Source organism: Helicobacter cappadocius, from assembly GCF_030688855.1.
In the GTDB taxonomy this organism is placed as follows: Bacteria; Campylobacterota; Campylobacteria; order Campylobacterales; family Helicobacteraceae; genus Helicobacter_J; species Helicobacter_J cappadocius.
The window spans coordinates 1-1,028 of record NZ_JAUYZK010000033.1 but is presented as its reverse complement, the minus strand read 5'-3'; the positions used below and the strand labels follow the sequence as shown (position 1 = coordinate 1,028).

The following is a 1,028-nucleotide window of genomic DNA, read 5'->3' as shown; positions in this document are numbered from 1 at the left end:
AAAAAAAAAAAAAAAAAAAAAAAAAAAAAAAAAAAAAAAAAAAAAAAAAAAAAAAAAAAAAAAAAAAAAAAAAAAAAACCCCCCCCCCCCCCCCCCCCCCCCCCCCCCCCCCCCCCCCCCCCCCCCCCCCCCCCCCCCCCCCCCCCCCCCCCCCCCCGACTTGACAATTCAGCATTAGCTGAATGTAAGTCAGTCCTTTAGGAGCGTAGCGGGTTTTTAATCCGCGTAGTGATAAGGATTCAACCCTGTTGAATTCACCCACTTTCCTGCCCATTCATAAACATATCTTTTGATGTCTCTGCCTCGCAATATGGGTCGAATGATTTGTACAGTTCGTTCTCTCTCTGTGAGATAAACTAGTTTGTTCAAGTAGTATTTGTATTGTTTTTGTCTGAGTTGTAGCTCGGCTTCTAGTTCGCCCTCTAGTTCTGTGAAGGTATCTAGGATTTTCACGATTTCTTCTTGGATGGGTAGAGCTCTACCCATCCAAGAAGAAATCGTGAAAATCCTAGATACTTTCACAGAACTAGAGGGCGAACTAGAAGCCGAGCTAAAACTCAGACAAAAACAATACAAATACTACTTGAACAAACTCTTCCATTGATTTTGGGTTTTGAGTATTTGGAAAATGCCAAGGAATAAATAAAATCCACTTTCCTGCCCATTCATAAACATATCTTTTGATGTCTCTGCCTCGCAATATGGGTCGAATGATTTGTACAATACAAAACATCCAATCCAAACAAAATAATAGCAGATAAAATAACTAACCCAACAATCAACAATACTAATACAATTTGGAAGAGATATGGAAGGGTTCAAGAATAAGAGAAGTGTATGAATCTATCAATTGTGCGGAATGTCCTATACTTTCTTCCATTGATTTTGGGTTTTGAGTATTTGGAAAATGCCAAGGAATAAATAAAATCCACTTTCCTGCCCATTCATAAGCATATCTTTTGATGTCTCTGCCTCGCAATATGGGTCGAATGATTTGTACAGTTCGTTCTCTCTCTGTGAGATAAACT

General features: G+C 39.4%; 1 protein-coding gene and 3 pseudogenes. 1 reads left to right on the top strand and 3 read right to left on the bottom strand.

Annotated features, from left to right (window positions below):
- Positions 1 to 342: 342 nt before the first annotated feature.
- Positions 343 to 474, bottom strand: a pseudogene (locus Q5I06_RS08760) (restriction endonuclease subunit S); the annotation flags it as partial.
- Between the two features lie 4 nt (positions 475 to 478).
- Between Q5I06_RS08760 and Q5I06_RS08700 the strand changes: the two are divergent.
- Positions 479 to 595, top strand: a pseudogene (locus tag Q5I06_RS08700) (restriction endonuclease subunit S); the annotation flags it as partial.
- Here the strand turns inward: Q5I06_RS08700 and Q5I06_RS08695 are convergent.
- Together Q5I06_RS08695 and Q5I06_RS08690 are read right to left on the bottom strand one after the other, a co-directional pair.
- The gene (locus Q5I06_RS08695; RefSeq protein WP_305520949.1) at positions 551 to 733 is read right to left on the bottom strand and encodes a hypothetical protein; all 183 of its coding nucleotides are present in this window, start codon (positions 731 to 733) and stop codon (positions 551 to 553) included. The pseudogene Q5I06_RS08700 and the gene Q5I06_RS08695 overlap by 45 nt on opposite strands.
- Positions 734 to 787: 54 nt before the next feature.
- A pseudogene (locus Q5I06_RS08690) lies at positions 788 to 1,028 on the bottom strand (hypothetical protein); the annotation flags it as partial.

Coding starts and splice junctions, on each gene's coding strand:
- Q5I06_RS08695 (WP_305520949.1), bottom strand. CDS start 733: ATGTTTTGTATTGTACAAATCATTCGACCCATATTGCGAGGCAGAGAC.